Origin of the sequence: Nonomuraea sp. ZG12 (assembly GCF_052068115.1) — a bacterium.
In the GTDB taxonomy this organism is placed as follows: domain Bacteria; phylum Actinomycetota; class Actinomycetes; order Streptosporangiales; family Streptosporangiaceae; genus Nonomuraea.
Window position 1 is genome coordinate 927,994 of the sequence record NZ_JBQHCW010000002.1, and the last position, 23,195, is coordinate 951,188.

19 protein-coding genes and 2 pseudogenes are annotated in these 23,195 nt (G+C 67.5%); 11 read left to right on the forward strand and 10 right to left on the reverse strand.

Going from position 1 to position 23,195, the window contains the following annotated elements:
* Window positions 1-122: 122 nt before the first annotated feature.
* The 5 genes from ACTMTF_RS11345 to ACTMTF_RS11365 all read right to left on the reverse strand — a co-directional run bounded on the left by ACTMTF_RS11345 (window position 123) and on the right by ACTMTF_RS11365 (window position 9,591).
* Window positions 123-869, reverse strand: coding sequence for a sugar isomerase domain-containing protein (locus ACTMTF_RS11345; RefSeq protein ID WP_441110549.1), 747 nt, complete (start codon window positions 867-869; stop codon window positions 123-125).
* Complete coding sequence (locus tag ACTMTF_RS11350; protein WP_441110550.1) at window positions 866-1,735, reverse strand: MurR/RpiR family transcriptional regulator; 870 nt, start codon at window positions 1,733-1,735, stop codon at window positions 866-868. The genes ACTMTF_RS11345 and ACTMTF_RS11350 overlap by 4 nt, the downstream gene beginning before the upstream one ends.
* 804 nt (window positions 1,736-2,539) lie before the next feature.
* Window positions 2,540-3,466: a hypothetical protein gene (locus tag ACTMTF_RS11355; RefSeq protein WP_441110551.1), complete on the reverse strand. Its 927-nt coding sequence runs from the start codon at window positions 3,464-3,466 to the stop codon at window positions 2,540-2,542.
* Between the two features lie 33 nt (window positions 3,467-3,499).
* Complete coding sequence (locus ACTMTF_RS11360) at window positions 3,500-9,166, reverse strand: LamG-like jellyroll fold domain-containing protein (protein WP_441110552.1); 5,667 nt, start codon at window positions 9,164-9,166, stop codon at window positions 3,500-3,502.
* A 272-nt stretch (window positions 9,167-9,438) separates the two neighbouring features.
* A complete protein-coding gene (locus ACTMTF_RS11365; protein ID WP_441110553.1) occupies window positions 9,439-9,591 on the reverse strand; it encodes a hypothetical protein in 153 nt (50 codons plus the stop codon).
* A 65-nt stretch (window positions 9,592-9,656) separates the two neighbouring features.
* Between ACTMTF_RS11365 and ACTMTF_RS11370 the strand changes: the two are divergent.
* A pseudogene (locus ACTMTF_RS11370) lies at window positions 9,657-9,812 on the forward strand (GntR family transcriptional regulator); the annotation flags it as partial.
* A 425-nt stretch (window positions 9,813-10,237) separates the two neighbouring features.
* Window positions 10,238-10,720: a hypothetical protein gene (locus ACTMTF_RS11375; RefSeq protein ID WP_441110554.1), complete on the forward strand. Its 483-nt coding sequence runs from the start codon at window positions 10,238-10,240 to the stop codon at window positions 10,718-10,720.
* Window positions 10,721-10,790: 70 nt separating this feature from the next.
* Here the strand turns inward: ACTMTF_RS11375 and ACTMTF_RS11380 are convergent, their stop codons facing one another.
* Window positions 10,791-11,138: a winged helix-turn-helix transcriptional regulator gene (locus tag ACTMTF_RS11380; RefSeq protein ID WP_441110555.1), complete on the reverse strand. Its 348-nt coding sequence runs from the start codon at window positions 11,136-11,138 to the stop codon at window positions 10,791-10,793.
* A gap of 168 nt (window positions 11,139-11,306) precedes the next feature.
* Here ACTMTF_RS11380 and ACTMTF_RS11385 point away from each other — a divergent pair, with 168 nt between their 5' ends.
* The gene (locus ACTMTF_RS11385; protein WP_441110556.1) at window positions 11,307-11,939 is read left to right on the forward strand and encodes an NAD(P)-dependent oxidoreductase; all 633 of its coding nucleotides are present in this window, start codon (window positions 11,307-11,309) and stop codon (window positions 11,937-11,939) included.
* A 38-nt stretch (window positions 11,940-11,977) separates the two neighbouring features.
* On the opposite strand, the gene ACTMTF_RS11390 is transcribed toward ACTMTF_RS11385, so the two are convergent.
* Together ACTMTF_RS11390 and ACTMTF_RS11395 are read right to left on the reverse strand one after the other, a co-directional pair.
* Window positions 11,978-12,328, reverse strand: coding sequence for a helix-turn-helix domain-containing protein (locus tag ACTMTF_RS11390; protein ID WP_441110641.1), 351 nt, complete (start codon window positions 12,326-12,328; stop codon window positions 11,978-11,980).
* A gap of 144 nt (window positions 12,329-12,472) precedes the next feature.
* A pseudogene (locus ACTMTF_RS11395) lies at window positions 12,473-12,652 on the reverse strand (type II toxin-antitoxin system RelE/ParE family toxin); the annotation flags it as partial.
* Window positions 12,653-12,918: 266 nt separating this feature from the next.
* Here ACTMTF_RS11395 and ACTMTF_RS11400 point away from each other — a divergent pair.
* The gene (locus ACTMTF_RS11400) at window positions 12,919-13,488 is read left to right on the forward strand and encodes a dihydrofolate reductase family protein (RefSeq protein WP_441110557.1); all 570 of its coding nucleotides are present in this window, start codon (window positions 12,919-12,921) and stop codon (window positions 13,486-13,488) included.
* A gap of 69 nt (window positions 13,489-13,557) precedes the next feature.
* Here the strand turns inward: ACTMTF_RS11400 and ACTMTF_RS11405 are convergent, their stop codons facing one another.
* Entirely contained in the window at window positions 13,558-14,487 is a 930-nt protein-coding gene (locus tag ACTMTF_RS11405; RefSeq protein ID WP_441110558.1) for an MBL fold metallo-hydrolase, read from the reverse strand.
* 125 nt (window positions 14,488-14,612) lie between these two features.
* Between ACTMTF_RS11405 and ACTMTF_RS11410 the strand changes: the two genes are divergently transcribed.
* The 7 genes from ACTMTF_RS11410 to ACTMTF_RS11440 all read left to right on the forward strand — a co-directional run bounded on the left by ACTMTF_RS11410 (window position 14,613) and on the right by ACTMTF_RS11440 (window position 21,911).
* Window positions 14,613-15,542: a LysR family transcriptional regulator gene (locus ACTMTF_RS11410; protein ID WP_441110559.1), complete on the forward strand. Its 930-nt coding sequence runs from the start codon at window positions 14,613-14,615 to the stop codon at window positions 15,540-15,542.
* 138 nt (window positions 15,543-15,680) lie between these two features.
* A complete protein-coding gene (locus ACTMTF_RS11415) occupies window positions 15,681-16,613 on the forward strand; it encodes a fumarylacetoacetate hydrolase family protein (protein ID WP_441110560.1) in 933 nt (310 codons plus the stop codon).
* Window positions 16,610-17,734, forward strand: coding sequence for an FAD-dependent monooxygenase (locus ACTMTF_RS11420; RefSeq protein ID WP_441110561.1), 1,125 nt, complete (start codon window positions 16,610-16,612; stop codon window positions 17,732-17,734). Before ACTMTF_RS11415 ends, ACTMTF_RS11420 begins: the two co-directional genes overlap by 4 nt.
* Window positions 17,731-18,756 carry an amidohydrolase family protein gene (locus ACTMTF_RS11425; RefSeq protein ID WP_441110562.1) on the forward strand — a complete coding sequence of 342 codons (1,026 nt, stop codon included), beginning with the start codon at window positions 17,731-17,733 and terminating at the stop codon, window positions 18,754-18,756. Before ACTMTF_RS11420 ends, ACTMTF_RS11425 begins: the two co-directional genes overlap by 4 nt.
* Window positions 18,756-19,706 (forward strand): VOC family protein, encoded by a 951-nt coding sequence (locus tag ACTMTF_RS11430; protein WP_441110563.1) that lies wholly within the window; start codon window positions 18,756-18,758, stop codon window positions 19,704-19,706. The genes ACTMTF_RS11425 and ACTMTF_RS11430 overlap by 1 nt, the downstream gene beginning before the upstream one ends.
* Before the next feature lie 10 nt (window positions 19,707-19,716).
* Complete coding sequence (locus tag ACTMTF_RS11435) at window positions 19,717-20,661, forward strand: fumarylacetoacetate hydrolase family protein (protein WP_441110564.1); 945 nt, start codon at window positions 19,717-19,719, stop codon at window positions 20,659-20,661.
* 38 nt (window positions 20,662-20,699) lie between these two features.
* Window positions 20,700-21,911: an MFS transporter gene (locus tag ACTMTF_RS11440; protein ID WP_441110565.1), complete on the forward strand. Its 1,212-nt coding sequence runs from the start codon at window positions 20,700-20,702 to the stop codon at window positions 21,909-21,911.
* Window positions 21,912-21,987: 76 nt separating this feature from the next.
* On the opposite strand, the gene ACTMTF_RS11445 is transcribed toward ACTMTF_RS11440, so the two are convergent.
* Window positions 21,988-23,058 carry a thiolase C-terminal domain-containing protein gene (locus tag ACTMTF_RS11445; protein ID WP_441110566.1) on the reverse strand — a complete coding sequence of 357 codons (1,071 nt, stop codon included), beginning with the start codon at window positions 23,056-23,058 and terminating at the stop codon, window positions 21,988-21,990.
* Between the last annotated feature and the right edge of the window lie 137 nt (window positions 23,059-23,195).

Consider the following 23,195-nt stretch of genomic DNA (forward strand, 5'->3'; position numbering starts at 1 on the left):
GGGGTTCTCCTTGTTTCAGTGGCCCCCGAATGTGCGGCATGCCAAACAGAGCTGTCGTGCGGCTTTGGTGTGGCCTTGGTGCGGCTGTCTTGATGTGGGCTGTCTTGATGTGGAGCGAGGGGTCAGGCCCCGCGGCGGATGCGGCCCGCGTACAGGGCTTCCAGCTTGAGGTTGTGCGCGTCGCCCTCCGGCACGTTGGCCGAGAGGTAGACCGGGGGCACCTGTCCGGCTTGGAGGAGGTTGCTCACGGTCTGTGCCACGACGAGCTGGGCGAGCAGGGCTGAGGTGATGGTGGAGACGGCTCCGGTGGCGCCTCCGTCGGGCAGGGGCAGCACGGCGTCGCCGTACGGGGCCCGGTTGTCGAGGACGACGTCGGCCAGGTCGGTGAGCTTGCGTCCTGAGGGGTGGCGGGAGGGGACGGCGTCGCTGTGCGCGTGCGAGGTGATGGCGACCAGGGCGTGGCCGCGCTCCTTGACCAGCGTGGCCAGCTCGACCACCACGCCGTTCACGCCGGAGTTGGAGATGATGACGAAGAGGTCGTCGTCGTGGACGGGGGCGTTGTCCAGGATGGCGTGGGCCACGGCCGGGTCGCGTTCGAGGTCGTAGCGGTCCAGCTCGGATCTGGGGGCGCCGCCGTACAGGACGATGTCCCTGAGCGCGAGCCGGTTCGTCGGGACGAGGCCGCCGGCGCGGCCGGCGATCTCCATGGCGACCGCCTCGGAGTGGCCGGAGCCGAACGCCTGGATGACGCCGCCCTTGGTCAGCGCCTGGGTGAACAGGTCGGCGGCCCGGTGGATGGCCGGATCTTTCGGGATCGTCTGGACGAGGTGCGCGATGTGCTCGGCAAATGCGTCCGGATTTATCGTCATATATCTCCTTCTGACAGGCGGTGTCCCGCCACGGCCCTGACCGTGACGTCGAACGCCTGCCTGGTCCGCTCGTACGTACGCTGCGCGACCGACACGTACACCACGTCCAGCACGAGCAGCTGCGAGTGGATCGCGGCGAACCCGTCAGCCCTGAACGTCGTCTCGCGGCTGGACGTGGTCAGCACCAGCTCGGCCACCTCGGCCAGCGGGGATCGCGGATGCGACGTCACCGCCACCGTGATCGCGCCATGGCTGCCGGCCTCGGCCAGCACCTCGATCACCTCGCGCGTCCTGCCGCTGTGCGAGATGCCGATGGCCACATCGCCCTGACCCAGCAGCGCCGCGTCGGTGAGCGCACTGTGGGCGTCGGACCTGCTCCAAGTGGGGACCCGCATCCGCTGCAGGCGGTACTCCATCTCACTGGCCACCGCCGCACTGCTCGACACCCCGAACAGCAACACCCGGCCCGCACCCGCCACGGCCTGCGCGACCTTGGCCACCACGGCCAGGTCGAGCTGGTCACCGGTCTCCTGGATCAGGCGGATGTCGTTGCCGGACACAACGCCCAAGACCTTTTCCAGGCTGTCGTCGGGGAGGATTTCCTGGCCTATGTCGGTCTGCCAGGTCTGCTGGGCCACTCGTCCGGTCTCGGTGGCCACTGCTACCCGTAGCTCGGCGTAGCCCGCGAAGCCTAGTGCTCGGCAGAACCTGGTGATCGTGGCCGTGGAGGTGCGGCTCCGCTCGGCGAGGTCGACGATCGTCAGCCTGGCGGCCTCGCCCGGGCTGGCGAGGATCGCGTCGGCAACCTTCCGCAGGGCATCGGGCATCTCATGCCGCTCGGTCCTGATCCGGCCAAGTAGTTCCACGCGGTGATAATTATGCTCAACCACTGCCCCGGTCAAGAGCCTAGGCAATAATTCTTAACATAGCCTTGATCTTGCAGGCCTCGTCAGGACGACACTTCCCCCGCCCCAACGGGGCCTCAGCCAGTTGTGTCAATTCCTGCGCTGCACGGGCGCCCAGCCACGGACTCTCGAGGAGGCCCTTCGAGGCTTCCTCGGGCAACCGGCGCACGAACCGCATGCCCCACACGCCAGGCCGAGCTCCACTTCGCGCCAGCGTAGATCTGGCTGCCCATCGGGCATCCGCACACCGGCCTGGCGCGGCCGCCGCCGATAAGGCGCACTCCTCTCGTGGCAACCGCGCCTATCCACGCCGACGCGGTACCAAGGCCGCCATCCCAAAGGAAACCGACCCAGCGGCCAACCGCAAGTAACGCGGCTCCCGCGGCGGCCGCCCGGTCGGTCATGATCCAGACCTCTACAGGCAGCGCAACTTGGCGGAACGGTACATCAATCAGATCAAGGAGTGACGAGGGCTGGCTTCCGCTTTGACAAGACCCCCGGCAGCTACCTCGTCGGCCTCCATCTACGAGGAGCCCTCCTGTGGCTCCGGAGCCTCCAACCCATCAGAAGATCCGGACTCCGCACAGGCCCTAATTCGATCGCAGGGATCTTCGTCATCCTCGACCCCCCCTTTATGATCTCGAAATGTCGGGCGAACTGTAGAACGCGACTTGGGCGACACTGAGAGTGACGACGGATAGTCCTGTCTATCGCAATGTCTCTTGCGATAGAAGTTTGGCCAGAAGAACGGAAAGTGTGATCCGTTCAACCGATGGTCCATGCATCAACTATGCGTATCGTACGAACGGCCGGCATGTTCAAAATCTCTAATAGCCGGGGTTGGGAGTACCCGGATGTAAGAAAACCATAGACGCGCCCTTCTCGCGCAGCCTCTCGCAATCGGTTGATGTCCAAATCCATTTGTGCGAGGCCAATTCCGTCAACCCAGGAGAGCCGGGACACCCATCGGCGATATAATTCCAGGCTGGAGGCCTGCTCGCACAAGGCTACCCGATAGACGGCGCAAGGCCGCCAGAAGATCGGCTTTTTCATTCCCATTCCCGTGGTTGACAGAAATAGAAATGAAATATCCGTCTTTGTATCCACCAAGCCCGCGAGCGCCAGGTTCAGCTTCTGCTCATCCAAAGGCTCGGTCAGCTCAATCACTGCAGTGGAAAACGTATTTTCCGGCAACTCCGCGAGCTTGTGACGAGCTTGCATCTTCGCGCTATCATTTGTACCTTGCCCGCCACTAAATGCATGAAGTATTCCTGTCATTTTGGTACTAGGAGGCAGCGACTTGCTGAGATATCTCAGAGCATTCATGCTAACCGAGGCGTCGAGAGACCCGATTTTCGACCTTCCATATCCATCACCTCGGAATTCAAGGCGCGTTGAAATCAAGCCGATTGATACGTCCGTGGGACGCATCCGATACTCTGGATGAGCCATTTGAACAGCTCCAGCATAAACTTCACTAAAGCGCTTGGGTTCATCTGCGAAGAAATGGAAGACCTCGATTGATAGGATGACACCTGTCGCGATCAGGACTATTAGCCGAACTGTGCGTCGTTGGACCATGGCTATCCTTTCCGCCGCATTGCTATTCATATGCAGTGACGGCCGGGGGAGCGAGCTGCTCACACCCCCGGCCATCTTAACCGCGCGCCCGAGCGCGCTCGCGTCGATCATCTCAACGAGAGTGCGCGATGCACCGCGCCAGCCTTACCCCTTTGCTCCGTCGCTGAAGTTATAAGGCGCCACGGTTTTAGCCCACCAGAATTTCCCGCCGAACCCATTAGCTGAAATAGCCACAGGTGCAGCCTCGCACTGCGCCGGTTTAGTGGCGCCACTTTTGCACTTCGCGAGGACCTCGAGCGTTCCAGTCACTGCGTGCTTGACCCCAGTGAACCCGCCACAGGTTAGTGTTCCGCACGTTAGGGAGAACGACTTAAGAGGAGCGGGGCGTAGGCGTTTTACGCTAGTAGGCGCCTCGTAAGAAAGGTTTCCGGTAGTGTCGCTTTGCTCGATTCCGAAACCGGGAGGCCATGATATGGAAGGAGAGAAGCCCAGGGATCTGAACGTCAAGCCCGTCTCGACCTTGAGCCGAAGATTGTTAAGGATCAGTTTGTCGACCTTACTTCTGCCGAACGATCCCGATGGTACGACCTCTGCGGATACACTCCATTCATCCACGATAAGAGGCCATGTGGTACTGCTTACTGCGTATCTCCATCCGAGGTAGCCAGTGAACGTAAACATGAGACCCTTCGTGCGATAGTCCCAACCGTGGATTCGGGAACCGCAGGCTTCACGTTCGCTGGAGCAGCGTTTGTCAGCACTCCATCCCCGTAGTCCACTCGGTCCTGCGCTCCCGGCACTACCGCCTTCTGTTTCTTCGCACTCTTCGCGTACCGTTCCGTCCGGGTCAACGAACCCGGCGCAGCGGTCATAACCGTCCGTGGAGTCCTGATACTTCGGCATCGGAGCCTGAACCACGGTCATGTTGCCGCACCGGTCAAAAATGTGGATCGAAATGGTCGACTCGCTCGGATGGACGACACCCTGCGTGCTGGTCCTCGCCTGTCCTGAACCATCTTCGGGTGAGGTTTGCGTCCATGTCCGCGTAACGGAGGCGACAACGTGAACCGATCCGCTCTCACCGGGGCTGACGACCACGTCGTCCAGCGTGACACTAGAGTCGCTACGCGTCTCCTCCATCAGCTCCATGCTAGCCCCGTACTGCACAAGGGGCGTGTTCAGCAGCGACAACTTCGCGGTGCTCGGTGCATCCGGGGTTACACCCGGCACGTCCCAGATCGTCGCAGCCCGCCCCTCCAGTACAGCGTCCTGCGCCTGGTAGTAGGCCTTGACGCGCTGGGTGTACTCGACCACCCCTGACTCTTCGGCGGCGGCCTTGCTCTGCGACTGATCGCCGTCCAGGAATGGGTTGCACGGTTGGGTCGTGTCCTTAACCGGGGGTGGCGGCACTGCCTTTGGAATGACCGTAGTCGCCTCCCAGTCGCTCTGTCCGAATGCGGTCTTGGCGCGAACCTTTACCGTGTGGGATTCCCCGTTCGTCAACCCAGTGATTGCCGCGTACGAGTCTTTGACGTCGAGAGTTTTCACCACGGTGCCGCTGCTGTTGGCGACCTCGACGTCATAGCCGTCCAGCATCGCGACACTGCCGTTGGATTCTGGCAATCCCCAACTGGCGATAGCGCTGGCGTCTCCCGCTTGAGCGGAGAGGTTGAGCACCTTGCTGGGCGGTCCTGCAACTAGGTAGGTCAGAGCGAACGTTGGCTGCTCAGCCGCGGCCGTATCAGCGAACGTGATGAACTCGTCCTTGTTGGAGGTGAGCAGCAGCCACTGATATTCGCTGCCAGCGATGTCGGCCTGCGGGCCGGTGACTGGCAGGGTGTGCGGGGTTGTGCCTGGGTCGGCGTCTGCCGCCAGATCGGAACCCTTGCTCTCGCTCGTTACTGGACTCTTCAACGGGGTCGCGGTGATGATCGCATCCGTCGGGCATGTACCTGCCTGGCAGGCGGATGCCCCGAGCTTGAGGATTGCTTCCGACACAACTGCACCGTCGGGGAGTTCATCGAGCCTGAAGCCGATCACTGCCGCCGTCTTGTCGGCACCAACACCCCCGATCTGCATGGTAGGCGAATCGCTTACCGTACACGGGGCACCGTTACAGGCGGTCGGGTCGGTCTTGGCGGTTTTGATGACGAAACTGTCCTTGCCCAACGTCAGGTTCCGGATATCCTCCTCCTGTCCGGTTGGGGGTGTGCCAGGGGTGGTGAAGCTGATGGGTTCCGTCTTGGAGGTGCAGACCTCACCGCCAGTGCCCGGGGTCGTGTCGGCGGTGCTGCTCATGGTCGCCCGAGCGGCGTTACTCGTACCTCCGAGTGGGGTGTTCATATCGGTGGTGATTTCGGCGGCGGTTTGGGCGCGGTTGTAGATGCGGACGTCGTCGAGGACGCCCTCGAAGAAGTCGCCGTAGGGGGTGTCGCCGCCGAGGTGAAGGGCACCGCCGTCATCGGCGATGGTGCCGGCGGAGGGGAAATCGCCGATCAGGGAGCCGTTGCGGTAGAGCCTGGCGCCGGAACTGTTATAGGTGAAGGCGAGGTGGGCCCACGTGTTGCGCGTCAGAGGGCTTTCACCCAGCGCCCCGTCTGGTCCGTCCTCTGTGGAGTACCAGCCCATCGGGACGCCGCCCTCGCCGGACGCGTACAGGGCGTAGGACATATCAAAGTTGGTGAAGTAGTCCTTGGCGATGACTGCCTGGTAGTCGTCGACGGTGCTGGGCTTGACCCAGGCTGACAGGGTCAGGGCGTTGGTCATCCGCAGCGACGGGGAGTCGTTGATGAAAACGGAACTGGAATCGCCGTTGAAGGACAGCCCCTTGCCGTACTTTCCGGTGACCCAGGAGGTGCTGTCCGCGGTGCCGTCGTTGGTGCCGGTCGCGTCGGTGACGGTCGTGCCGGTGCCCTCGTCCATGGCATAGGCGGCCACCAGGCCGGGAGGCAGCGTCGGGTCTGGATCAGGATCCGGGTCAGGATCCGGGTCGGGGGTCGGAGTGGGATCTGGGTCCGGGGTTGGGGTGGGGTCGGGATCCGGGTCCGGGTCCGGGTCGGTGCCGCCGTTCTGCGGGCCGGTGACACACGCAGTCATCTGCCACTTGTACGTACTTCCCGGCTGCACGGTGTTGGCAGGGATCTGGAAGGACGCGCGTTCACCACCGTTGACAGTGCGTGCGCCGAGCGGCGCGGACGCGACGGGTGCGCCGGTGCTGTCGTACAGGTAGTACTTGGCCGTGACCGGACCGCCGGAGGGCCGGTTGACCATGCCCGAGAGGATGGGCTGGGTTGGGTCGGCCATGCCGGTCTGGTTGTCGGAGGGCAGCGCCGGGGCGTCGCTCGTGATGCGGTAGGCCGGGCTCTCGTTGCACGAGGGCGGCGTCACGCCGGCTCGGCAGGCCTTGACCACGAACTTGAAGCTGGCCGGGTTGTCCAGCGCGAAGACCTTGTCCAGCGCCTGGCCGGACGGGATGTTGTTGTGGGTGGTGGTGCCGGGCACGCCGACCAGGGTGCGGATCTCGTTGGCGGTCAGCGCCCGCTGGTAGACATGGAGGTCGTCCAGAGCCCCCTGAAGGTTGCCGCCGAGGGGATATCCCGTGCTGCCGATCTCGAAGGCGCCTCGGGCGTTCCAGTTGGCGGTGTGGTCGGCTTCGCCGGACAGCACACCGTCCACGTACAGGCGGATCTTGCCCGCTGTCTTGTCGTACTGGGCGGCCAGGTGAGTCCATTCGTCGATCTTGGCGAGGTCCTTGGACTGGACCGAGGACTGCCGAACGTCGGTCGGGTGGTCCTCCTTGATCATGGTCCACCACCAGCGCTGGTCGAACTCGAGCGCGGTTGAGGTCTCGTACGACAAATTGAAGCCGGGCAAGTTGACGCCCATCTGCGACAGGACGTTCTGACTGGTGGTGCTGCTGTCCAGCCGTATCCAGGCCGTGGTGGTGAAGCTCTGGTTGGTGTTGATGACCGGGCCGCTGGTCTTGGCGTTGCCACCGGTGAACTTCACCGCCTGGCCGAGTTGGGCGGGCTCGCGGGTGTGAGCACCGCTCAAGGTGGCAGAGCGGTTGTTGCCGGAGGAGTCGGTGAGGGTCGCGCCTGAGGTCTCGTCGAACTTCCAGTACGCGGCCTCCCCCGTGGGCAACTCGACGGCCGGCGCGGCCATGGTCGAGTCGTTGACCGTCACCGTGTAGTTGAGCGGTGTCGCCTCCGCCACGGCCGACTTGTACGTCACCTTGACGTTCTGGCTGCGGGCGATCGCGTCGTTGCCGTCCATGGAGTCGATGGACTCGGCGGTCACGGTGGGGATCTCCGGGGGCAGCACCCAGTCCACGCTGAGCTTGGGCGCATCGCTGGGGTTCCACATGGCGGACCAGAATTGGTACGACTCATCGAAGTTGGGCGGGGCCGTCTCCTCGTCCGTCAGCCTCATGACGAAACCGTGGTTGGCCGTGCCGGACGCCCACAGCCTGGTCATGTCGGTGAGGTTCCAGCTCCACACCGACCCGGGTGTCGGGGGCAGTGCGCACGGGTCGACCGACGCCCGGCCTTCCTCCGTACTCTCCGGCTGGTCTTCCCAGAAGGTGTCATCGGCCTCCCACGGCTGGGTGATCCGCTGTGCTGCGATCCCCTGGAACTCGCCGCAGTTGAAGTCGTACACCTCGCTCTTCAGCCGCAGCTGCAGGGTGGACTTGACCACCTGCTTGCCGGTGATCGGCGCCGTGTCGAACGCCATCAGCGAACGAGTGGGCCGGATCTCGTAGACGGCAGTGCCCCCCGACGAGCACCTCGAAATGCACTCCGCGTATTTGCCGACCTGCCCCGGTGACAACTGGGAGTTCGGTGCTTCGATGGAAACCTCTTGGGTCACCCCGAGCGTCGTGGTCGGATCGATCGTGACCGGGTACTGGGTGGCGGGGTCGGCCAGCCAGCCGGCGTCCGGCTTGAGCAGCAGGGCGGTCGCCCCGTCCTTGCCCTCCACCGTGGTCTTGATCTTGGCTTGGCGACCCGGGCGGTCGGCGCTGGGCTTCTCGGCCGCCGCGTCCCACATCAGCGGCGCGGGCGCGGAGGCGACCTCCTTGTTCTTGGCTGTTGTCAGGGAGAGCCCGCCAGCCTTGGATTTCTTGAGCGTGACCCCCTTGGCCTGCACCGGGATGCGGAACTCCACCGGGCCGGTGGGCCGCTCGCGCAGCACGATGTCATGCCGGAAGCCGGTCGGCAGCGCCGTCACGACCAGGTCGCCCGACGGTCCCGCGACGCCCGGGTAGGTCGCCACGTTGCCCTTGATCTGCGGGCGAGGCAGCTCAGTCGGCCAGGAGAGGCCGAACGACTTCTCCCTGCCGAGGGTCATGGTCGCGAACGGGTCGGATCCGCCTGCCGACAGTCGCACGTTGGCCTTGGCCAGCTTGGGCTTCAGTACGCCGTTCTGCTCGACCAGGGAGGTGTCGATCCACGCCCAGGAACCGTCCCCCTGCCTGAGCTGCGCCGGACCGGCATAGGACTCGGTGGCCAGATGCCCGTCCGGATATGCCCACGTACGTGAGGTCTCCGTGTAGGCGGCCTGAACCGCGACCGGCTTGTCCCGCTTCTTCGCCTCTTCGACCGCGGCGCGCAGAGCCGCGTCCGGGTCCTCCGGGCGCGGGAACGTGGTCACCGCCGGGCCCTTGGCCGCGGCCTGTGCGTCGGGGTCGGCCACGGCTTGCGTGATGGGAACCGCGACCAGCAACGATGCCGCAACCGTGAGCGTCGTTGCGACCGCGAGTCTCCGTCTTGGTCTCTTGCTGAAGATCGATCGGCTGCCTAACTCGTCCACAGACACCTTCCGTGAAAGTTAGTTCGAATTGTCAGCCTTGATCATTCATCGAAGATCGCCAGTGATCAACACGATCTAGATCACAATAACTTGATCAAAAAACCCGTAACACGGGCAGACGAGACACTGATTCCCAAAGGGCAGAATCTATGACAATTCGGTAATTGATATTTCCCCTTTGCGCCTTTGACTCTCGTTCGAACTACTGCGCAGCCGCGCAGTCACACTGGGCGGTTGAATGGCGACGGGGCGGCACCGGACCCGCACGCGGTTCATCGGGCATGGCCGTCGAGCAGGCTCTCCCACAGCCGATGCGCTGCGGCGGGCCGCAGCCAAGGACTCTGGCTGACGCAGGTGCCCTCGACTCCCGGCGTCGGCTCGGCCGGCCAGTCGCCGGTCCGCCTCGGCGACACCATCGACGCCACAGAGCCAGGCGACAGCCGCCGCATGACCTCATTGCCGCGATCGACTCCCACGCCGATCCGAACCAAACCGTGCCGTCCCGTCAGAAGCCGAGATGTGCGAGGAGTTCGGTGTCAGCCGCAACACTGTGCGAGCGGCGATCCGTACCCTCAATGAGCAGGGCGCACTCCGAGCCGTGAGAGGTCGCGGCACGTTCGTGGTCGCGCAACCCCCGCCGCGCTGACGGCACGGCGCTCTTCCACGCAGTCCGCCGATGAGGGACTCCAGCGCCCAGGACCGAAGAGTGGCGTGAATAAGGCGGAGTTTGGCGCGAACCGGTCTTCTCCGGTGCCGACGGAGGTGCAAAACTCACGGATCGCCGTACTGATCACGGCCGTCGCGGGGACGGTCGGCAGGCGGTCTTCTCGTGGAGGACGGACAGTGAAGCGGTTGCGCGGCCTCCTGGGTGTGACGCTCCTGGTGGGAACGGCCACCGCGTGTGGGCTCATGCCGGCGCCCCAGCCCTCCGCCGCGAGCCCCGCGGCCAGTCCTTCCCAGCAGAGGCAGGAGGCCGCGCCCCCGTCCGAACCACCCTCTGAGAGCGCCAAGCACACGGTGCCCGCGAACCCCTGCCGTGTGCTGACCGCGTCGACCCGGTCGAGGATCGGGATGCTGCAGGGGAAGAAGGACCGGCTCAACCCGGCCTGCAAGTGGAGCAACGACCCCGGCGACGACCCGCCGTTCAGGTTCAGGGATCTGGGCATCACCTATGACGCCGGGTTCGTGGGACTTCCCGCTTCCGTGGCTGACGCGAGGAAGAGCTTCGCGACCATGAGGAGGAGCGACTACCGGCAGCCCAGCATCTTCGGCGGTGCGCCCTCGGTGAGGGGAACGGTCAAGCAGGTGGGCTCCGCCAAGGCGGGCGAGCACTTCGACGAGGGCTACTACGTGTATTACGTCTACGAAGTCGGCGAGGCCAAGCGTGGTGAGGGCAAGGCCGTCCTGCGCAAGGGCAACGTGGTGATCACGATCAACGTCAGCGGTGCCAACGTGCCCGGACGTCTGGTGCGCGACGGCAAGCCGATCGGTAACGCCACCGCCCAAGCCATGATCGACGTTGTGGCGGCCCAGGCCATCGCGGCAGTGCGGTGACATCCGCGCTTCCGGTGGGTGAGGCGGGCTCGACCGGTTCGGCGCCGGCGAACGATCCGGAGCGGCTGCTCTAGTCGCCGGGTCGGCCGGCGAGGCTTGGCGAGGACGCGTGCCCATCTGCGTGCGGCGGGAGGGGGTCGGCGGGGCGGGGCCAGCGGTGTGCCCAGCCGACCAGCGGGTGCAGGAGTTGGATGAGCTCGTGGCCGGCGTCGGTCAGGGAGTAGCGCACCTGCACGGGATAGGTGGGGGTTACCTCCTTGTGCACGAGCCCTTCGCGGGTCAGCTCCTGCAGTCGCGCCGAGAGGAGCCGGTCGGAGATGCCCTCGACGTGCGCGCGCAGCTCCGAGAAGCGTCCGTGGCCGAGGCGCAGGCTCATAAGGATCGCCGCGTTCCACTTGCGGCCGGCGAACTCGGTCACGCGGCGGAACTCCCCGCAGGCCTGATCACTGATCTGTTCGCCACACGGTGTAGTCACTAATGAAAAGTAAGCGGCTAACGTCGCGTTTGGCAACTCGGGGCTCTCCGCCGAGAGTGTGTATCGCCGCGGTGACGTGAGACCGCCCGGCTGACCATCAGGGGGAACATCATGAAGATCGTCGTCCTGGGCACCGGTTTCGCCGGCTCAGCCCTCATCCGGGAATTCACCACCCGCGGCCACGAGGTCGTGGCCGTCTCCCGAACCGGAGGGGGCACGTGGCCTGCGGGCGCATCCTCCGTCACAGGCACCGTGCACGACCCCGCCTTCGTGGCGCGAGTGACCGCCGACGCCGACGTCGTCGCCGTGGCCCTGCCGGCGCTGAGCGCGGAGGGCGGGATCGCCGCCGGTGTCGAGGCACTGCTTCCCGCCGTCGATCGCCGCGCCCGGCTGGGCGTCGTGGGCGGCTCGGCCGTCCTGCCGCTGATGGAGGGGGGACCCCGGCTCGGTGACACCGCCGCGTTCCCCGACGCGCTGCGGGCGCGCGTCACCGCCCACCAGCGGGCGCTCGACACGCTGGAGGCTGCTCACGGCGAGCTCGACTGGTTCGTGCTGGTGCCCGCCGCCGAGTTCGGCCCGCACGTTCCCGGAGCCCGGCGGGGGACGTACCGGACGAGCCGTACCGCGCTGGTGTCCGATCCGGACGGTCACTCGGCGATCGGCGTCGAGGACTACGCCATCGCGTTCGCCGACGAGCTCGAGACTCCTACGACGCACCGTTCCTGGCTCACCGTGGGCTACTAGCCCCGACTGGTTCGGGGAACGATGAGATCGTCGTGATGTCAGGCGGCGCTGTCCAGAGACTTCTCGCTCACGGGCAGGCGCAGGGTCCGGTCGCCGAAATCGACGACCAGATCAAGACGCGCTCCGAGCGCCTCGACATAGCGGGCGATCACCTCGATAGAGGTAACCTCGCCGTGCTCGATCTGCGAGACCCGGGCGACACTCACCTCCATGGCCCCCGCGACGTCCTTCTGGCCGAAACCGAGCTGCTTGCGGGCCTCAGCCAGCTGATGGCCTCTCGCCTCGGCGAGCAGTTTCCTGGCGCCTGCCTCGATCACGGAGGGAGAAACGCCGGCCGCGTGCAACTGCCGCTCCAGATCGCCCCAGTCCCCTGGTGCCCGCTTCGGCATGTTCACTCCTCGTCGTCGCTGGTGTAGTCGATGTAGAGCTGGATGGCCAGGGGAATGTTCTCCTTGTACCACCGCTCCCAGTTCCCCGCCCAGCAACAACAGCGCCGCACGGGTGGGGTCGAAGGCGAGAATGATTCTGATCTCCGACCGGCCATGCGAGCCCGACCGCAGTTCCTTCAGGTGATGCAGGGAGCTTCCCTTGAGCCTGTCGACAAGTGGCCTACCCAGCGTCGGTCCTTCCTCTCGGAGTGCGGCGACGGCCTGCGCGACCTGAGTCGCCGAATCAAGATCCTCCTTGATCAGGATGCCGAACCCAGGCGGCATACTCGTCCGTGACCTTCACCGTCCAAGCCAAGAGAACCTCTCAAATTCAAGGATAGTCTTAAGTCGAGAACTAGGCTGCTCCCGCCGTGACGACAACACCCGGAAAACATCCAGGCAGGTGACAGCATCAATGCGGCTGAGTTCTCCTGCCAGGCCCGCACGTTCGCGAAACCCGCCGGGGGACGTATCGGAGAAGCCGTACCGCGCCGATGACTTTCGAGGGACCGGGTGGTCCACCTTCTGAGGACAGCGATCAGGAGGGCTCCATGGGCACGGTGGTGCTGTACAAGAGCATGTCGTTGGATGGTTTCGTCGCCGGTCCGGACATCGGTGCGGAGCATCCCATGGGTAAGGGCGGCATGCGGCTGCATGAGTGGATGTTCACCGACCGGCCCGACCCGCGCGACAAGGACGTCATCGCCGCGATGTCCGCTTCGGCCGGCGCGGTCGTGGTCGGCAGGCGCACGTTCGACGTCGGCCTGCCGCACTGGCAGGACACTCCTTATCCGGTGCCGACCTTCGTGCTCACCCACCAGGCTCGCGACGAACTCGCCATGAAGAGCGCGACGTTCACCTTTGTCACCGACGGTATCGAGGCCGCTCTGAAGGCCGCCCGGGACGCCGCCGGCGACAAGGACGTGATCGTGATGGGCGCCCTGACTGGACGGCAGTTCCTCCGCGCCGGGCTGCTGGATGAGTTGCTGATCAATCTGGTGCCGGTCGTGCTGGGTGCCGGAAGCCGGCTGTTGGAGGACCTTGGCCACATCGAGTTGACGCGTACACAGGTGATCGCCTCCAACGCGGTCACGCACCTGCGGTTCCGGGTCGTGAGATAGCTGCCTGTCGATTACCCGGCGGGCTCCACCTGCGGCTCGCGACGCCCGCCGGATAATCGACAGGCCGGGTCAGGCCCGGCAGGTCAGCGGGCGGCCGCCGTTGTAGGTGACCATGTCGCGGAACGCGCCCGGGATGTCGATGCGTGCGCCCGGCTCGGCGCCGTTCTCCTCGGCGTAGGCGCGGTGCAGGTTGCCGACGATGCGCTCACTGTCGAGCCATCCGGCGTACTGACCGAGGTCGCACTGACGTGCGGCGTCGAGCGGCGAGAGCCCCGCCGCGACGCCCTGCTTCGCGACCTCCTGGACGAAATGCAGGTACCCCAGCGCGTCATCGATGGCCTCGGGTCCGCACACCGGACCGTGGCCGGGCACGATCGTCGTGGCGCCGAACGCGGCGATCACGTCTTCGAGGACCGCGATCGAGCCCGCGACCGAACCGGAAAGAAGGAAGGGCGTTCCGCCCGCGAACAGCAGGTCGCCTGCGAACAGGACGGAGCGCTCCGGCACCCAGATGACCGAGTCGTTCGTGGTGTGCGCCGGACTGCCCACATGGCGGACCTCGCAGCGCAGGTCGTCGACCCACAGCGTCACGCCCTCGCGGTAGGTCAGGAACGGTGGCGCCGACGGCAGCGAGCCCTCGTCGATCGGCTCGAAGATCCCGGTGAGCGGCGGCGCGGCGGCCATGACCAGCATCTCCGACCGGGTGTCCTCGTGCGCGACGATCGTGGCCCCGGGCAGCCAGGCGTTGCCGGCCGTGTGGTCGGGATGGCTGTGCGTGTTGATGAGGGTGTGCACCGGTCCCGGCGACACGGCACGCATGGCGGCGGCGAACGCGCGGGTGCGCCGCTCCGTCGAGCAGGTGTCGACGGCGACCGTCCCGGACCGCCCGACGAGCATCCCCGTGTTGTTGATCATCCAACCGCCGTCGGGCTGCACGTAGGCGTAGAGGCCGCCACCCAAGTCCTCGATCCGCGGATCGCCGACAGCATCGTCACTCATGCGTCTACCCTCCTGCCCGCGTACTCCGCTCGGGAAGCTGATTTCGCGTATACCTGCCATCAGTGCGACTGATGACCTGCACCTCCGTCATCGGTTGGGCTGAATACCCTGAAAGGGAGCGCGATGTGGAGGCCGCCGTGAACCTGTCGAACCTGGACCTGAACCTCCTGGTGTCGCTGGACGTGTTGCTGGAGGAGCGGTCGGTGACGCGCGCGGCCGCGCGCCTGGGCCTGTCCCAGCCCGCCCTCTCGGCCGCGCTCGCCCGGTTGCGGCGGCACTTCGACGATCCCCTGCTCATCCGTTCAGGCAACACCTCCGAGTTGAGCCCGCTCGCCCAGACCCTGCGGCTCCGCACCTCACACGCACTGAACGAGGTCGAGCGCGTGTTCGCCAGTGAGGCCGTGTTCGATCCGGCGACCTCCAGGCGCACCTTCACCGTGCAGGCCTCGGATTACGCCATGGCCGTGATCGGTCCGCGGGTCGCGCAGGTGCTCGCGGACCAGGCCCCGGGTGTCTCGCTGCGGTTCGAGAGTCATTCGAGCACCCTGACGGACACCCCGGCCGACTGGCTCCGTGGGGTGGACGGCATGATCCTGCCGCGCGGATTCGTGTTCAACCTCCCCTCGGTCGACCTGTTCACCGACGAATGGGTGTGCGTGGCCGATCAGGACAACGATGCCGTCGGTGATGCCCTGACCATGGCGGACGTCGCCGAGATGCCGTGGGTGCTCACCTACCACGGACCGACCCGTTTCCTGTCCGCCGTGCGACAGCTGGAGCAACTGGGCATCGAGCCCAGGGTCCAGGTGGTCGTCGAGAGCTTCCTCGTCCTGCCGTTCTACATCGTCGGAAGCCGCCGGCTCGGGCTCGTCCAGCGTCACCTGGCGGAAGCGCTGGCTTCCGGCAACCGGCTCCGGGTGCTCACCTGTCCCTGGGACGTGGTGCCGGTGGTGGAGACGCTCTGGTGGCATCCGCTGCACACCCGCAGCCCGGAGCACGCCTGGCTGCGGTCGGTCCTCACCGAGACGACCCGGCACCTCGACCGACGAACCTGAGGGTTCGCGGGGGAAGCACCGCCTGCTGAAACGACATTCGTCTGCCTGATGTGGGGCATCAGCTATTTCAGCTTCCCCGATGCGGTTGGTCGGGCAGACAGTGGTGGCCATCACAGCACATGGATGGAAGGACCACTTGTGGTTGCCCCTTTCGCCCTCGCCACGGTCGCCGACGGCACCGCGGAGCGGCCCGCGCTGGTCGTTGATCTTGACGGGGACCCTGCCTGGCGTGACCTCTCCGACCTCGGGCCGACCGTGCACGCGCTCCTGCAGGACTGGGACTCGGTGCTACGGACGCTGCGCACGCTGACCGACCAGGCCACCCGCCCGCTGGAGCAAGAACACCTCCGGCGTCCGTTCGTGCCGGGGCAGGTCCTGCAGGCCGGAGCCAACTATCGCACGCACGTCGTCGAGCTCGCGGTCAAGCACGCCGCCAGTGACCGGCCCGAGTCCGAGGTGCGAGCCGAGGCCACGGCGGCGATGGAGCGCCGCACCGCCGACAGCGAGCCGTACCTGTTCATCGGACTGCCCTCGGCCATCACCGGCCCCTACGACGACGTCGTGCTCCCCGCCTACTCGCAGCAGCACGACTGGGAGCTCGAACTGGCCGTCGTGATCGGCCGGGAGGCGTTCCGCGTGGATCGCGAGCGCGCCCTCGAACACGTCGCCTGCTACACGATCGCCAACGACCTGACCACGCGTGACCTGGTGTTCCGCCGCGACATGCCGGCGATCGGCTCCGACTGGTTCCGCGCGAAGAACGCTCCTGGCTTCACCCCGCTCGGCCCCTACCTGGTGCCCGCGGAGTTCGTGCCCGAGCACCCGCGGGTCCGGCTCGAGCTCAACGGAGAGGTCATGCAGGACGAGTCCACCGAAGACATGATCTGCGACGTCGCCGCGATCGTCGCGGCCGCGTCGCGAACGACCCCACTGCGGCCCGGTGACCTGCTGCTCACCGGCAGCCCGGCGGGCAACGGCATCGCCCACGGCCGTCTGCTGCGCGCGGGCGACGTCATGACCGGCACGATCACCGGGCTGGGCGTTCAGCGCACGCGGGTGGTCGCGCCGTGACCGCGGTCGAGTCCGTCGGGATCATCGGCGCCGGAATCGCCGGTCTGGGCGTCGCCATCCTCCTCGCCGAAGCCGGCGTGCCGGTGGACGTCATCGAGACCACGGCGGAGGTGGGCGCCCTCGGGTCGGGTGTCACGCTGCAAGGCAACGCACTGCGCGTGCTGCGTCGCCTCGGGGTGTGGGAAGGGGTCGAGCAGGCGGGGTACGCCTTCGACTCGGCCGCCCTGCGCACGCCGGACGGCGCGCTTCTGGCCGAGATGACCGACACCCGGACAGGCGGTCCGGACCTTCCTGCCACGGTGGGGATCCACCGCCCCGACCTGGCGCGCCTGCTCGTCGAGCGCGCTGCCGGCCTGGGCGCGAGGGTGCGGACCGGTGTCCGGCCCGTCTCGCTCGAGCAGGACGACCACGGGGTCGACCTCGGGTGCTCCGACGGCACGCGCGCTCGCTACGACCTCGTCGTGGGTGCCGACGGGGTGCGGTCGTGGACCCGTGACACGCTCGGCGTCCAGTTGAGGACCGAACCGGTGGGCATGGGGATCTGGCGCGCGTTCGCGCGGCGGCCGCCGTCGGTGACCCGCACCGACCTCTGCTACGGCGGCGCGGCCTACATCGCCGGGTACTGCCCGACCGGTGAGGACACGCTCTACGCCTACCTCGTCGAGGACGCGCGGGACCGCAGCGCGCTCTCCGCCGATGAGCGGCTGGCCACCATGCGCGGGCTCGCCGAGCACTACCACGGCGCGTGGGACGACATCCGCGAGAACCTGACCGACCCGTCCCGGGTGAACTACACGTGGTTCGAGTGGCATCTCCTGGACGGGCCGTGGCACCGCGGCCGCACGGTGTTGATCGGCGACGCCGCCCACTGCTGCCCGCCGACGCTGGCCCAGGGTGCTGCTCAGGCGCTGGAGGACGCGCTGGTCCTGGCCGAGCTGCTCACCACCCGCGACACCCTGGACGAGGACCTGTGGTCGGCGTTCACCGCACGCCGGCTCGACCGCGCCCGCACGGTGGTCGAGGGTTCGGTGCAGATGTGCCGATGGCTGCTGGCCGGCGAGCGCGGCGACCTGCCAGGACTGATGGGCCGGGTCCACTCCCTGCTCATGGAGCAGCCGTGAACGCGCCCATCGAGTCAAGGGACCTCGTGATCGACGTGCACGCCCACTGCCTCGTCGCCGAGGTGGAGGCGCTGGTCGCCGACGAGCCGGAGCTCGCCGAGCTCCGCGCGCTGGAGGCGCGGCGCCACGGCGCGGAGTCGATGGCGGTGTCGGGGCAGATGGTCCGGGCGGCCCTGCCCGCACTGACGACCGTGGCGCGGCGCCTCTCCGACATGGCCGCGGCGGGCGTGGACGTGCAGGTCGTCTCGCCGTCCCCGTCGCACTACCACTACTGGGCCCGCCCCGATCTCGCGACCGCGGTGTGCCGGGCGGCGAACCGGGGCGTGACGGCCGTCGTCGCCCAGGCTCCCGACCGGCTGGTGGGATTCGGGCTGGTCCCCCTGCAACATCCCGATCTGTGCGTCGCCGCTCTCGACGATGCCCTCGGTCTCGGGCTCAAGGGCGTCGAGATCTCCTCCTTCGCTCCCGGCGTCGAATTATCGGACGCGCGCCTCGACCCGTTCTGGGCGCGGGCCGCCGAGACTGCCGCCGTGGTGTTCCTGCACCCCTTCGGCTGCTCGCTCGATGAGCGGCTCGACCGGTTCTACCTGGCCAACACGGTCGGGCAACCGGTCGAGAACGCCGTCGCCCTCTCGCATCTGATCTTCTCGGGGGTCCTGGACCGCCACCCGGACCTGCGGGTGGTCGCGGCACACGGCGGCGGCTACCTGCCCACCTATCTCGGCCGCTCCGACCACGCCTGGCAGGTGCGCAGCGAGGCCCGGCAATGCGCCGAAGCACCCTCGGCGTACCTGCGCCGGATCTGGTTCGACTCGCTCGTCCACACCCCGCAGGCGCTGCGCGCTCTGGTCGCGGCCGTGGGCGCCGACCGGGTCGTGCTCGGCTCCGACCACCCCTTCGACATGGGCGTGCCCGATCCGCTCGCCCGCCTCGACGCCGCCGGACTGGACGCGGACGACCGGGCCGCGATCGCCGGCGGCACCGCACAGAAGCTGGGGCTCGTCCCCGGAAAGGAATCCTGATGTCCGACACGGCGCCTCCACGCCTGATCACGCACATACGGCACGTCGACCTCGCCGTGCCCGACCTGGCCGCCCAGCAGGCGTTCTACACCGGCCAGTGGGGTCTCACAGAAGTCGCCACGGACTCCGGGCTGTCCTTCCTCGCCGCGGAGGGCTCGCCCGAGCAGTACGTCATGCGCCTTCGTCAGTCCGTCGACAAGCGCATCGACCTCATCGCGTTCGGTGCCGCGACCCAGGCCGACGTCGACACACTCGCCGGCCGGCTGGCGCGGGACGGCGTGACGCTCGTGTCGGAGCCGGGAGCGCTGACGACGCCCGGCGGCGGCTACGGGTTCCGGTTCTTCGACAACGAGGGCCGTACCGTCGAGATCTCCGCCGATGTCGCCCAGCGAACCCACCGCAAGATCGAGGAGGGCGAGTCGATCCCGGTGCGCCTGTCGCACGTGGTGGTCAACTCCGCCGATCCCGAGGCCACCGTCGCGTTCTACGAGCGCCACCTCAGCTTCGCGCTCTCGGACATCCTCACCCACCCGCGCAATGGTCACATGATGTGGTTCCTGCGGTGCAACCCGTGGCACCACAGCTTCGCGATCGCCCGCTGCCCGCACCCGTCCCTGCACCACGCGAGCTTCGAGCTGCGCGGGATCGACGAGTACATGCGGGGTACCGGCCGTCTCCTGCGGGCCGGGGTCGAGAAGATCTGGGGACCGGGCCGGCACAAGGCCGGCAACAACACCTTCTCGTACTTCCTCGACCCGCAGGGCAACACGATCGAGTACACGACCGAGCTGGAGCGCCTGGACGAGGACGCCTGGCACCCCGGCCTGCACGATCTCTCCGATCCCGATGTGGCCGACCAGTGGGGCACCGCCAACCGGATGGACGAGTTCGTCGCGAGGAAGTCGTTCAACGACCCGGACAAGGGCCTGTTCATGGCCCCGCCCGTCTGAGGGCCGGACGATGCGTTTCGCCACGGTCTCAGAAGCCGACGGGCAGGTGCGGTGCGGAGTGGTGCAGGACGACACACTGCTGCGCCTCCCTGCCGGGACCACGGTGCTCGACCTGCTCCGTACCGACGGACTCAGCGACGCCGGAGCCCGCGCCGTGGCCGACGGCGACGCCGTCCCGCTGGCCGGGCTGCGGCTGTTGCCACCGGTCGAGGCACCCACGGTGCGCGACTTCGTCGCGTTCGAGGAGCACGTCGAGGGGATGGCATCCGGGGCCGGTGTGGGAGCGGAGTGGTACGAGGCACCGACGTTCTACTTCACCAACCCGTACGCGCTCGTCGGCGCGCACGACGATGTGGCAGTGCCGCCCGGCTGCTCCCGGCTGGACTTCGAGTGCGAGGTCGCGGCCGTCATCGGCCGGGGTGGCGCCGACATCGCCCCCGGCGACGCGTCCGCGCACATCGCCGGCTACACGATCTTCAACGACTGGTCGGCACGTGACCTCCAGTTCCGCGAGATGGCCGTCCGCCTCGGGCCCTGCAAGGGCAAGGACTTCGCCACCACGCTCGGGCCCGTTCTGGTCACGGCCGACGAACTCGAGCCCTACCGCGACGTCGACGGCTTCCTCGCGCTCGGCATGACGGTCGCGGTCAACGGCGTCGAGATCGGCCGTGACCTGCTCTCCAACATGAGCTGGCCGTTCGAGGACCTCGTCGCCTACGCCAGCCGCGGCACCGAGGTCCGTCCCGGTGACGTCCTCGGCTCCGGCACCTGCGGCAACGGCGGCTGCCTCGCCGAGCTGTGGGGCCGGGGCCGCACCGACCTGCCCCCGCTGCAGCCCGGAGACGTGGTCACGATGACGGTCGAGGGGCTCGGCACCCTCCGCAACACGGTCGTCGCCGGACGCGAACCGCATCTGATCCCGAAGGCCCGGTCCCGCCCTCGCACGCGTCCCTGAATCCGTCCCACTCCACCCCCCAACGCCGTGAGGTCCCCATGAACACCGACGCCTCCCGAACCGCAGGGCTGCCACAACTCATCCTGCTGCTGGCGGCCAGCTCCATGCCCGTGCTCGGGGCGGTCCTGATCGCACCCGTGCTCCCGCTCATCGCCCAGCACTTCGCATCCGTGCCGGGCGTCGAGGTCCTGGTGCCGATCGTGCTGACCGTCCCCGCGCTCGTCATCGGGCTGACCGCGCCGTTCGCCGGGCAGCTCGTCGACCGGCTCGGCCGGCTGCGGGTGCTGCAGGTCGGCATGGCCGGCTACGCGGTCGCCGGCACCGCGCCCCTCTGGCTCGACGACATCGGCTCGATCATCGTCAGCCGCGTGTTCGTCGGCGTGTTCGAGGCCGGCATCGCGACGGCGGCGATCACGCTGATCGGCGACTACTGGAAGGAGAAGCGCGACCGCTACATCGGTCTCCAGGCGACGACGGCGTCGCTGGGCGGGGTCGTCTTCATCGCGCTCGGCGGCGCGCTGGGGGTCGGGGGCTGGCGGGCGCCGTTCTGGGTCTACGCGATCGCGCTGGTGCTCGTCGTCCCGATGACGTGGCTCCTGTGGTCGCCCCAGCGGTCGTCGGAGCCGGCGGATCCGCGTCCGGCCGGCACTCCGTGGCGCGCGCTCGCCGCGCCGTGCGGGGTCACGCTGTTCGGCGGCGTCGTCTTCTATATCCTCATCGTTCAACTGTCCACCGTGCTGACCTCGATCGGGATCACGTCCACCGCGACCACCGGCCTGCTGACCGGTGTGCTCGCCATCGCCATCGCCGTCGGCGCGGCGCTCTACGGGCGGTTCGCGAGGCTGGGCAGGCGGGTGCTCCTGCCCATCGAGTTCGCGGCATCGGGACTCGGGCTCGTCATCGTCTTCGCCTCGTCGAGCGTCACGGTGGTGATGGCCGGCGCCGTCATCACCGGATTCGCCAGCGGCCTGCTCTTTCCCACCCTCATCTCCTGGGTGCTGGACAACGTCGAGTTCCCCCAGCGCGGGCGCGGCACCGGGCTCTGGACGGGCACGGCGTACGTCGGCCAGTTCCTCTCCCCTCTCGTCGTGGCGGGGCTGGCGGTCTTCACCGGCGGTCTGCAGGGCGGCATCGGCGCGCTGGGGGTGCTCTCCGTCGTCGTCGGAGCCGCGCTGTTCCTGACCTTCCGCAAGCAGAACCCGACGCCCGCTTCCGCCGTCCCGCCCGCGCCGGTCACTGGCGGACACTGACCGCAGGGCACGACCATAGGCAAGCCGGGCCTGCAGAAGGTCACCCACGTCTGCGACAGAGGAAAGCGAGCGTGCGTCAGCTCGCCAGCAGCGCCGCACTCCCGTAACTCCCGCCGAACCCCGTCACCAGCGCCACCGCACGCCCGCCCCTCAGCTCCCGCACGGCCTGCGCCACGTTGTTCAGGCCGTGCACGTACCCCTCCGACAGCAGCCCCCCGTGCGGGTTCACCCAGGCGTGCCGCCGTTCCATCAGGTACGGCCCGAGCTCGGGCCGCCCCACGACCCCGAAGTCCTCCAGCTGCCGGGGCACCAGCCACGAGTACGCGTCGTACAGCATCGCCACGTCCACATCCGACGCCCGCATCCCCGAGGCCCGCCACAGGGCCGGCGCCACGTACGCGGAGAAGACCGCCGTGACGTCCGGTGCGCGGTCCATGGCGGAGCTGCCCAGCCCGCCCCCGCGTACGACCGCTTGGACGCGCGGCCCGTCCAGCACGCCGCTGATCAGCAGCGCGCAGGCGCCGTCGGTCTCCTGGCAGCAGTCCACCGTGCGCAGCGGCGTGCAGACGTACGGCCTGGCCAGGTAGTCCTCGTACGGCAGCCGCTCGCGCCTGAGGGCGCGCGGGTTGGCGGCGGCGTTGGCCCTGGACTGGGCGACGACGGCGTGCAGGTGCCGCTCGCCGAGCCCGGTCTCGTGCAGGTAGCGGGTCGCGGCCATGGCGAACATCGGGATCGGGCCGGCCATCCCGTACGTGAACCGCTCCTGGGGCCCGGTGGACACGGCATTCATCCGCTTCCCGGAACGACCGTTCAAAGCGCGATAAATGAGGATATTTCGAGCTAGACCGGCGTGGATCAGCATGGCCGCATCCCCCAGGATCGAGGCCGCCTGGGTGCCGCCGCCCGCCAGGTCGTTGTGCCAGCCCAGCCGCTCCATGCCCAGCGCACGGGCGACCTGGGTCACGGGCACGGAGTCGTTCAGGTGATAGCTGAGCACCGAGTCCACCTCACGGGCCTCGATCCCGGCGTCGGCGCAGGCCGCCCGGCACGCCTCGACGGCCAGCTCCAGCTCGGTGCGGCCGGAGGCACGGGTCAGCGCCGTCATGCCGATCCCGGCGACGGCCGCCCGCCCGGCGAAGGGCTGCATGGCCACCTCCTGCCGGACACGCTATCGCCGCATGGGCCATCAAGCCAAGCGCTTGCTCGGGAACAGACCGCGACAAACCTCGTAAAGGGTGAATATCCTCACCCTTGGTCAACTGACGCTCTTCACTCCGGCTATCC

Coding starts and splice junctions, on each gene's coding strand:
- ACTMTF_RS11345 (WP_441110549.1), bottom strand. CDS start 869: ATGACGATAAATCCGGACGCATTTGCCGAGCACATCGCGCACCTCGTC.
- ACTMTF_RS11355 (WP_441110551.1), bottom strand. CDS start 3,466: ATGATCGACGCGAGCGCGCTCGGGCGCGCGGTTAAGATGGCCGGGGGT.
- ACTMTF_RS11375 (WP_441110554.1), top strand. CDS start 10,238: ATGCTGCAGGGGAAGAAGGACCGGCTCAACCCGGCCTGCAAGTGGAGC.
- ACTMTF_RS11385 (WP_441110556.1), top strand. CDS start 11,307: ATGAAGATCGTCGTCCTGGGCACCGGTTTCGCCGGCTCAGCCCTCATC.
- ACTMTF_RS11390 (WP_441110641.1), bottom strand. CDS start 12,328: ATGCCGAAGCGGGCACCAGGGGACTGGGGCGATCTGGAGCGGCAGTTG.
- ACTMTF_RS11400 (WP_441110557.1), top strand. CDS start 12,919: ATGGGCACGGTGGTGCTGTACAAGAGCATGTCGTTGGATGGTTTCGTC.
- ACTMTF_RS11405 (WP_441110558.1), bottom strand. CDS start 14,487: ATGAGTGACGATGCTGTCGGCGATCCGCGGATCGAGGACTTGGGTGGC.
- ACTMTF_RS11430 (WP_441110563.1), top strand. CDS start 18,756: ATGTCCGACACGGCGCCTCCACGCCTGATCACGCACATACGGCACGTC.
- ACTMTF_RS11435 (WP_441110564.1), top strand. CDS start 19,717: ATGCGTTTCGCCACGGTCTCAGAAGCCGACGGGCAGGTGCGGTGCGGA.
- ACTMTF_RS11440 (WP_441110565.1), top strand. CDS start 20,700: ATGAACACCGACGCCTCCCGAACCGCAGGGCTGCCACAACTCATCCTG.
- ACTMTF_RS11445 (WP_441110566.1), bottom strand. CDS start 23,058: ATGCAGCCCTTCGCCGGGCGGGCGGCCGTCGCCGGGATCGGCATGACG.